Raw genomic sequence first — 8,118 nt, 5'->3', positions numbered from 1 at the left:
CCTGATAAGGCTGGATCGCATGGGCGACAAATCAGCCACCAACCTGGTAGCGGCAATTGATGCCTCACGCCATCCGCTGTTGTGGCGCTTCATCTATGCGCTCGGTATCCGCGAAGTGGGCGAGGCCACCGCAAAAGCCCTGGCCAGCTGGTTTGGTACCCTTGATGCGGTGGCCGCAGCCACCGAAGAGGAGCTTCAGGCGGTGCCGGATGTAGGGCCGGTCGTGGCCGGTCATATCCGAAGCTTCTTCAGTCAGCCTCACAACCAGGAAACCCTGGCGGCTCTAAGGGAGAACGGGGTTGTCTGGCAGCCGGCGACGGTCATCCGGCCTGACACCGCAAAGGATGGCCTGCCACTGACCGGAGAAACCTGGGTATTGACCGGTACCCTGTCAGCCATGACCCGGGATGAGGCCAAGGAAAAGCTGGAACAGCTGGGCGCAAAGGTGTCGGGCAGTGTTTCCGGGAAAACCCGCTGTGTGGTGGCGGGTGAGGCGGCAGGATCCAAGCTGGCAAAGGCGGAATCGCTGGGTGTCAGGGTGATGAGTGAGGCGGAGTTTCAGGCGTTTCTGCAGGATCAGGGCATCGCCTGAGCGGCCCTCAGACATCACCTTCCTGCTGACTCATGCTGGCGTACAGGCGCAGGTAGTCGGTGGTGGTGACAATCCCGGTTGGCGAGCCGGACGCATCGACCACCAGGGCTGCGTCCAGTTGGTGGGCCAGCATCAGGCGGGCCAGCTGGTGGGCATCGGTTTCCGGCGTGACCGTAAGAAAGGACGGCAACTCTATATGCTGAAAGGTTTGCCGGTCGGGGTCAGCGCGATGTTCCAGTAACCAGTTCTGGGTCCAGCGTATGTCGATCAGGCCTCCCACCAGGCCATCCGCCGCGATCACCAGGTGATGAACACCATGGCGCTCCATATCGCTGAGGGCTTCCGCAAGTGTGGCTGTGGCCTCCATGGTATGGATTCTCGGACTGCACATCTTGCTGACCGGAAGATAGGCCCGTTGCGGTTCCGGTTCCGCTTCCTCTGCCTGGCCGTAGCGTTCCAGTGCCTTGCGGGCGTTCACTTCGCGGGCAAGCTGAAATTCGCCGTCGGTGGCTTCGTTGCTGCTTTCCCTCAAGGCGTGGGTCTCTGCGGATTCTTCAATATCGCCAATCCGCCGGCCCCGGAAAATCTCGGGTAGCCGGGTACCCTGGGGCCGACCAGGTTCGCTGATGTGTATGGCCATAACCGGCTGCTCCATGGGTGCCCGAACCTTGATCCGGGCTATTTCGTAGTTATACCTTGTTTAGCGGCCTGAACCCTCAGAACTTAAGCCGGATCAGCCTTTCTGAGACACCGTTCCGGCGCCACCCGGCGGGCCAGGGAAGCCGGGAGAGCCTCTGGTTGACCGCTGATCCGGTCTGCCAGAAATTCCGCCAGCAATGGTCCCCAGGTCAGGCCTTTGCTGCCAAAACCGGTGAGCAGCCAGACGCCGTCAATGGGGCGGCCCTTGCTGGTGGTCAGGGGCCCTGCCACTGGCTGGTAATCGTGAGTGGTGCAGCGAAAAGCCACTCTCCCGGTCACCTGACCGAAGTGCGGGTGCTGGTCCACAAGGCCCGGCAGCATGGCCGATAACCCTGCCAGATTTTCCTCGTGACTGCTCCAGAGCTCTTCCGTCGTGTCATTGTGAAGATCAAAGGTCGCGCCGGTAACCACACAGCCGTCCTGTGGTGGATTCAGATACCGTTCGCCGGTAATGACTGCTCGCGGACTGGCGCTCAGACTGCTGGCCGGCACAGAGGAAATCTGACCCCGGATGGGTTTGAACCGGTAACGGCCGGTACCAACGTGGCCAAGGAGGGCGTCAAGGGCTGCACTCTCATGGCCTGCTGCCAGCACCACATGGCTGGCGGTAATATCCTGTCGGCCTTCTGCAGACAGACGCCAACGGTTATTACTGGGCAGCAGCCGGGATACCCGGTACTGACCTTCAAACCGGATCAACGGATGGTCCAGCAAATGCCGACACACCTCTGCGGGGGCCAGCCACCCGGACTCAGGAAACCATAAACCACCGGCCGGGCAGGGCACACCGGTCAGCTGGCTAGCCTCCCCGGCACTGACGGCACGAAAGATCGAGTGTGGATAATGGTTGCGAGCAAGAAACCGGTGCTGCCGGTCCTGTTCGCGACCAGACGAGGCCATCATCAGCAACCCGGTCCGGTGAAACTGGGCCGGGGTATTCGCCGGATAGTAGGATTGCGCAAAGAGCAGTGAACTCAGGGCCAGGTCTGCCTGATTGTTGTATTCCACGGGCAGCTTGACGTAAAGCGCGCCCTGGGAGTTACCGGAGGCACCGGTGGCCGGGGTGTTGCCCTGCTCGGCAAGCAGTACACGGTAGCCGCGCTCGGCCAGGTTGCGGGCCAGCAGGCAGCCGGCGATTCCGGCACCGACAACGGCCACGTCTATGGTGGACGATCCAAGGGGCGGGGATTCTGGTGCCACGGCCGGTATGGCGCGATCCGCTGCCGGCGGTTCAGGGTTTGCCGGTTTCGCGAAAGGCCCTGGCAGATCCAGAAACCCTGACTGCATTTCAACGGCGGAACCATCGGGTGCTTGTGCCGTGACAAACCCTGCTCCGGATAAGGCCTGCAGGAGCTGGCCGGTAGCCGCATGGGTGGCAAAGGTAGTGCCATGACCGCTGTGGCGGCGAATTTCCCGGGCCAGCGTGTCCTGTGTCAGTTCATTGCATTTGCTGTCCAGATACCAGGCATCGGCAACAAACTCCAGGTCCCTGAGTGCTTTCAGGGTCTCCCCGAAAGCCAGCGTCAACCGGACCCGGCCCTGGTCCAGTACCAGGCGGTGAACTCCCTGCACCAGTGGCGGGTAGTGGCCAAGCAGCTCCTGCGCCTGTTGGCCCAGCTCAGGCCATAACGCCAGTGCCCGCTGCAGGTCGTCGCGGGCCCATGGTGCCGGCTCTGTGGCGACATAATGCAGCGTGGCGTGAGGGGCGGGATTTGCACCCCGCCAGGCCTGCCAGGTGCTGAGGAAGTTGAGTCCGTCACCAAAGCGGGACTCGGCGATCACGAAATGGCGGCGGTGTCCCAGTGAGCTGAAACGATCCGTTATGCGGTTGCGGAGCAGCAACTGGTCGACGGGGCTCGCGGGTTCATTATTAACACCGAGATAAGTTCCACCGCACTCACCGGGGCCGGGCCGGCCGTCCTGCCACTGAACCTCGGCGGGCGACAGGGCGGGTGGCAGCAACGTCCCGTTTGGCGCCGGCCGTTTCATCAGGGCTCACCGATACGCCGGACTGACTCTATGACCACAGGCTGCAGTGGAACATCACCCATGTTGTTGCGGACGCCGGTACGGACCTGGGCAATGGCGTCGATGACTCCCATGCCTTCGGTTACCTTGCCGAACACCGTATAGCCCGGCCGGTTGGCAGCCGCGTTGAGGTGACGGTTGTCGGTGACGTTGATGAAGAACTGGGCCGTGGCCGAATCCGGATTTGCGGTGCGTGCCATGGCAATGCTGCCGCGAAGATTCGGCGCAGTCTGGCGAGACTCGTTCACCACCGGCTCACGAGTGGTTTTCTGGCGCATATCCTGGTCGAAGCCACCTCCCTGGATCATGAAGGCGTCAATGACCCGATGGAAAATGGTGCCATCGTAGAAGCCTTCATCCACATACTGAAGAAAGTTTTCAACGGTGCGGGGTGCATAATCCGGTCGTAGCTGTATCTCGAAGGCGCCTTCAGAAGTGGTCACCCGGACCCTGGGCAGGTCCTCATCAGAACTGCTGTCGGCCCTTGCGTTAACGGATAACAGCAGCGTTGCCAGCAAGCCGGCCAGCATCATGGTGGAAACAAATTTCAGAAGGGCGGAAACATGACGACTGCGGGAGCAGTCAGCGGAAAAGCATGCACGCATTTGAAAGACACCTCGACGGAGAGTTCAGGTAGCGAAGATAAGCAATCAGCTTACCAGAGAGTGAGTGGCGGGACAGGTTACAGGAAGGTCAATGTTGCCCGGTGCATCGGCTGCAGGCAAGCGCCGGCAATGGTGATGACCGGCGTCGCGGAGGTCAGGTCAGGCCAGGGTCAGGGGCACCAGGGCGGGGGTCAGGCGCTGGCCAGAATGTTGCGTTGACCAACCGAAGTCTGCTGGCCGCTGGCGCCGTAAAGTTTCTGCTGGCTTGAGGATCCCCGGAAGATATCGGTGAGCCTTGCCAGGCGCTTCTGCAGGTGGCTCACTGTCCGGCTGTTCTGGCGATTGATGTTCTGGCACTGATCCAGCAGCTGCTGGGCATCGCCCCACAGCGAGGCCAGGTCGGCAAGACCGGCACTGCGTATAAAACGGGAGGGTTCACCCTGATCCGGACGATAGCCAATTTTCACCAGCAGGTGAACTTTTTCTCTGGCCCGGTTACGGACGTCATCAAGGAGTTTTCCCTTTCGCGAGGCCAGGGGCTCCAGTGCCTTGACGTCCCGGCTGCGGAGTACCCGGGACTCTTCTTCCATCAGTTCCATCAACTGACGCAACTGGTGGATATCGTTTTCAAGAAGCTGCTTGAGTTCCTGAACGGCGGACATGATTTACCTCACCCGAATATGCTTTGATCCATCTCAAGCATTTTCTGGGCCAGTTTCTCTGCGTCTACCTTATAGGAACCATCTGCCAGGGCAGCGCGAATTTCTTCCACCCGGCTGTCATCAACCTCGGGATAGCTCTCGAGCTTCTGGTCCAGCTGCTTGAGCTCCTTCGCCTGCTTGCTCAGGCTGACGTTTTCGCCGCGGGCTGCCGGAGTCTGGGTGCGGGCCTGCTCCACCGCGGGCTGTGCCGTTTTCTGGGAGGCCTGGGACCGGTCAGCGTTGGTCTTCTGGTTGTTGAGCTGACCGTTGCCGATTCCGTTTAAGTCAACTGTCATAATAATACCCTTCCAATTGTCTGCCGCTCCGTGGCGGTCTGATAGGTTCTTGACTGGTTATCGGCGGTGTTCCGGAAGACTTTAGTACTATTTGAGCGGCAATTCATTGCCGTTTTTTCAGGATTCCGGTACCCCGGGGCAGCGGGTTGCCGCCGATATGCTCTGACTTTGCCTACATGGGAATTTCCACATGGCCGGGACTGACAACGAGGGCGCGAACCCGCCGGGAGGACCCGAGATTTTCAACCATCACCTGCTCGCCAATGCCGGCCGCAGCCAGCGCACGGCCGCGGGTGGATACCGAAAACTGGCCGGAGCGGGCGGTGATCATAACATGGTCGCCCCGGGCGATGGCATCCGGTGCGGTGATCAGGTCTGGAGTAAAAATGGTGCCGGCGTTCACGGATCTCCTGAGCTCCATTCCGGCCAGATGCTCCTCATCGGTAATGGTGCCACGGCGCATGGCATTAACGATCACGGTCCGGGATTCAAACATGCCCGCCTGTACCCGTTCACCGCGTCCGATGGGGCGGGCGGCCGCCAGTGCCTGGCCCCGGATTTCCAGTGATATTGAAAGATACATCCGCCAGGGTCGTTCACCGATACAGGAGACTTGCAGATTCGGCTGGGTCGAACGCCAGGGGTCGCCACTGAATTCCAGTGCCAGCGGAAGATCACAGGCCGCCATTTGCAGGCGTGGATCGAGCCGGCCCGGCTCAAAACTCACGTCGTAGCCTTCTTGCGTCAGTTCTTCGGCGAATCCGGCCAGGTAGTTCCGAGACGCGTCAATAATCTGGTCCGGGCCGGTGTGGTCCTGCCCGGCAGCAACGGTTGAGCAAAACAGCAGCCAGGGCAGGGATATACCGGTGATCATCAATTTCAGAATGCGCATTTGATCAGGTTTGTCCTATGCTGATGAAAACGGGCCGGGCCGGTATTGCCGGAGCCTTCCCCGGGGTGCGGTTATTGTTAAACTTTGGCGGATACCAGCCGTTACACATGGCAGGTTCGTCACGGTTTACAATAACGGAATTCAGTCTGGTGCTTCTTTTTATGGAGCACCGGAGTATCAGTTGGCAGTAACGAAGCAACATCTGTGCCGGATGACCAGATGATGTCAGCGTTCAATCTAACCGGGAAAACCGGGTCAGGAGTTCAGCAATGGCAGGTGTATTAGACAGTGTTAACCAGCGCACCCAGCTGGTTGGGGAAAACCGGCTGGAACTTCTGCTGTTCCGACTCCGGGGTCGTCAGGTTTATGGCATCAACGTGTTCAAGGTAAAAGAGGTGCTGCAATGCCCCAGGCTCTCCTCGATTCCGAACAGCCGACCCATGGTGCGGGGCGTTGCCCATATCCGCGGTGAGACCATACCGATCATTGACCTGGGCATGGCGATTCGCCAGCCGGGACTGCCTGCAGAGGACCTGGCAACGGCCTTTGTGATCATTACCGAATACAACCGTAAAACCCAGGGCTTCCTGGTGGCAGGCGTGGACAGGATCGTGAACATGAACTGGGAAGATATCCTGCCACCGCCCAAAGGGGCAGGGCGTGAGGTTTATCTGACCGCCGTGACCAAACTCGAAGACAAGCTGATCGAAGTGATCGACGTCGAGAAAATTCTGTCAGAAGTGGCGCCATTGCGGGAAGACGTGGGTGCGGATGTGCTGTCGAAAAACACCAAAGACCGCGGTGCATCAAAGCCGGTACTGGTGGTGGATGATTCGGCCGTAGCCCGACGTCAGATGATTCGCTGCCTGACCGCTATCGGTCTGGAAGTTGTATCCCAGAACGATGGCAAGCAGGCGCTGAGCTATCTCAAGGGGCTGGTGGAAGACGGCAGCAATGTGGACGACCATATTTCTCTGGTCATTTCTGATGTGGAAATGCCGGAAATGGACGGTTATACCCTGGTAACCCGACTCAAGAATGACCCGGCCCTGAAGAGTCTGTACATTATGCTGCATACGTCCCTGAGTGGCGTATTCAACAAGGCGATGGTCCAGAAAGTCGGAGCGGATGATTTTATGGCCAAATTCAGTCCGGACGAACTTGCCGAGCGGGTAATGGAAATTTTGGACCGGGAGTAATCGCCGGTTATGATGCAGCCTGTTCATCCCAGCCATCCATTGCAGAGTACTGATGAAAGCAGAAATAACCCCCCAGGAGTACGAGGCGTTCAAGAAGTTTCTGCAGGATGCATCCGGCATATTGCTGGGTGACAACAAGCAGTACCTCGTCAAGAGCCGGTTGCGCCGTTTGCTGGAAGATAATCAGCTGAATACGCTGGGAGAGTTGCTTGAGCGCATCCGTCGCCCCGGCCAGATGCAGCTGAAAGAAACCGTTATTGATGCAATGACCACCAACGAAACGCTCTGGTTCCGGGATAACCACCCTTTTCGTATCCTCTCCGACAAGTTGCTCCCGGAACTGGCCGCCCGCAACAGCCTGCAGCCGCTGCGTGTCTGGTCTGCAGCCTGTTCCACAGGGCAGGAACCTTATTCCATTGCCATGGCGGTGGAAGAGTATCGCCGGACCCAGCCGGGACGTCTGAAAGCGGATTTCAGGATTGTCGCAACGGACATTTCCAAAACCGTACTGAATGTGGCCAAACGGGGCGAGTATGAAATGCTGGCCATTGGTCGCGGCCTGTCTCCTGAACGTCAGCGCAGCTTTTTCAGCACGCTTCCTACCGGCGGCTGGCAGATCAAGCCTAACCTGAAGTCCATGGTTGAATTCCGGGAAATGAACCTGCTGGATCGCTACATGCTGGGCAAGTTCGACCTTATCTTCTGTCGCAACGTGCTTATCTACTTTTCGGCGGAGCACAAGAAAGACATTCTGACCCGCATGCACGGCGCCCTGAACCCTGGCGGGTATCTCATTCTGGGGGCGTCTGAATCCCTGAACGGTCTTTCGGATCTTTACGAAATGGTCCAGTGCCACCCCGGAATCATCTACCGCAAGAAATGACTCGCTGTCTGAGGTCGCTATGAACATAGACTTTACCGCCCTGGCGCCCCAGGATGCCTACCACACCATCACCCAGACTCTTATTCCCAGGCCCGTGGCCTGGGTGCTGACAGAGAATCCGGACGAAGGTTACAATCTCGCGCCCTATTCATTTTTTACCGCAGTCACCAGCTCGCCGCCACTGCTGATGACTGCGGTAAAAAATGAATAGGGCGCGAGATTG

Annotated in this window: 10 protein-coding genes; 4 read left to right on the top strand and 6 right to left on the bottom strand. The window is 59.0% G+C overall.

Features of this window, described 5'->3' with window-relative positions; genetic code table 11:
- The coding region (locus AAC035_RS15755; RefSeq protein WP_339805806.1) for a helix-hairpin-helix domain-containing protein at positions 1-592 on the top strand (592 nt) is incomplete at its 5' end.
- Between the two features lie 7 nt (positions 593-599).
- Here AAC035_RS15755 and AAC035_RS15750 read toward each other — a convergent pair.
- The 6 genes from AAC035_RS15750 to flgA all read right to left on the bottom strand — a co-directional run bounded on the left by AAC035_RS15750 (position 600) and on the right by flgA (position 5,813).
- A complete protein-coding gene (locus AAC035_RS15750) occupies positions 600-1,232 on the bottom strand; it encodes a CBS domain-containing protein (RefSeq protein ID WP_339805804.1) in 633 nt (210 codons plus the stop codon).
- 83 nt (positions 1,233-1,315) lie between these two features.
- On the bottom strand, positions 1,316-3,280 hold the full coding sequence (gene mnmC / locus AAC035_RS15745) for an FAD-dependent 5-carboxymethylaminomethyl-2-thiouridine(34) oxidoreductase MnmC (protein ID WP_339805802.1): 1,965 nt from the start codon (positions 3,278-3,280) through the stop codon (positions 1,316-1,318).
- Entirely contained in the window at positions 3,280-3,849 is a 570-nt protein-coding gene (locus AAC035_RS15740) for a peptidylprolyl isomerase (protein ID WP_339805807.1), read from the bottom strand. The genes mnmC and AAC035_RS15740 overlap by 1 nt, the downstream gene beginning before the upstream one ends.
- A gap of 266 nt (positions 3,850-4,115) precedes the next feature.
- Positions 4,116-4,586 carry a flagellar protein FlgN gene (locus tag AAC035_RS15735; protein WP_339805800.1) on the bottom strand — a complete coding sequence of 157 codons (471 nt, stop codon included), beginning with the start codon at positions 4,584-4,586 and terminating at the stop codon, positions 4,116-4,118.
- 8 nt (positions 4,587-4,594) lie between these two features.
- A complete protein-coding gene (gene flgM, locus AAC035_RS15730) occupies positions 4,595-4,921 on the bottom strand; it encodes a flagellar biosynthesis anti-sigma factor FlgM (RefSeq protein ID WP_339805798.1) in 327 nt (108 codons plus the stop codon).
- Between the two features lie 172 nt (positions 4,922-5,093).
- Positions 5,094-5,813 (bottom strand): flagellar basal body P-ring formation chaperone FlgA, encoded by a 720-nt coding sequence (gene flgA, locus AAC035_RS15725; protein WP_339805796.1) that lies wholly within the window; start codon positions 5,811-5,813, stop codon positions 5,094-5,096.
- A 269-nt stretch (positions 5,814-6,082) separates the two neighbouring features.
- Here flgA and AAC035_RS15720 point away from each other — a divergent pair, with 269 nt between their 5' ends.
- Genes AAC035_RS15720 through AAC035_RS15710 form a run of 3 tightly spaced genes read left to right on the top strand, consistent with a single transcriptional unit; the run spans position 6,083 to position 8,106 of the window.
- Entirely contained in the window at positions 6,083-7,012 is a 930-nt protein-coding gene (locus AAC035_RS15720) for a chemotaxis protein CheV (RefSeq protein ID WP_339805794.1), read from the top strand.
- Between the two features lie 52 nt (positions 7,013-7,064).
- On the top strand, positions 7,065-7,895 hold the full coding sequence (locus AAC035_RS15715; protein ID WP_339805792.1) for a protein-glutamate O-methyltransferase CheR: 831 nt from the start codon (positions 7,065-7,067) through the stop codon (positions 7,893-7,895).
- A gap of 19 nt (positions 7,896-7,914) precedes the next feature.
- A complete protein-coding gene (locus AAC035_RS15710) occupies positions 7,915-8,106 on the top strand; it encodes a flavin reductase (protein WP_339805791.1) in 192 nt (63 codons plus the stop codon).
- Positions 8,107-8,118: the final 12 nt, after the last annotated feature.

This window comes from uncultured Marinobacter sp. (assembly GCF_963974375.1).
GTDB lineage: Bacteria > Pseudomonadota > Gammaproteobacteria > Pseudomonadales > Oleiphilaceae > Marinobacter.
This window is presented reverse-complemented; position numbering and strand designations above follow the sequence as displayed.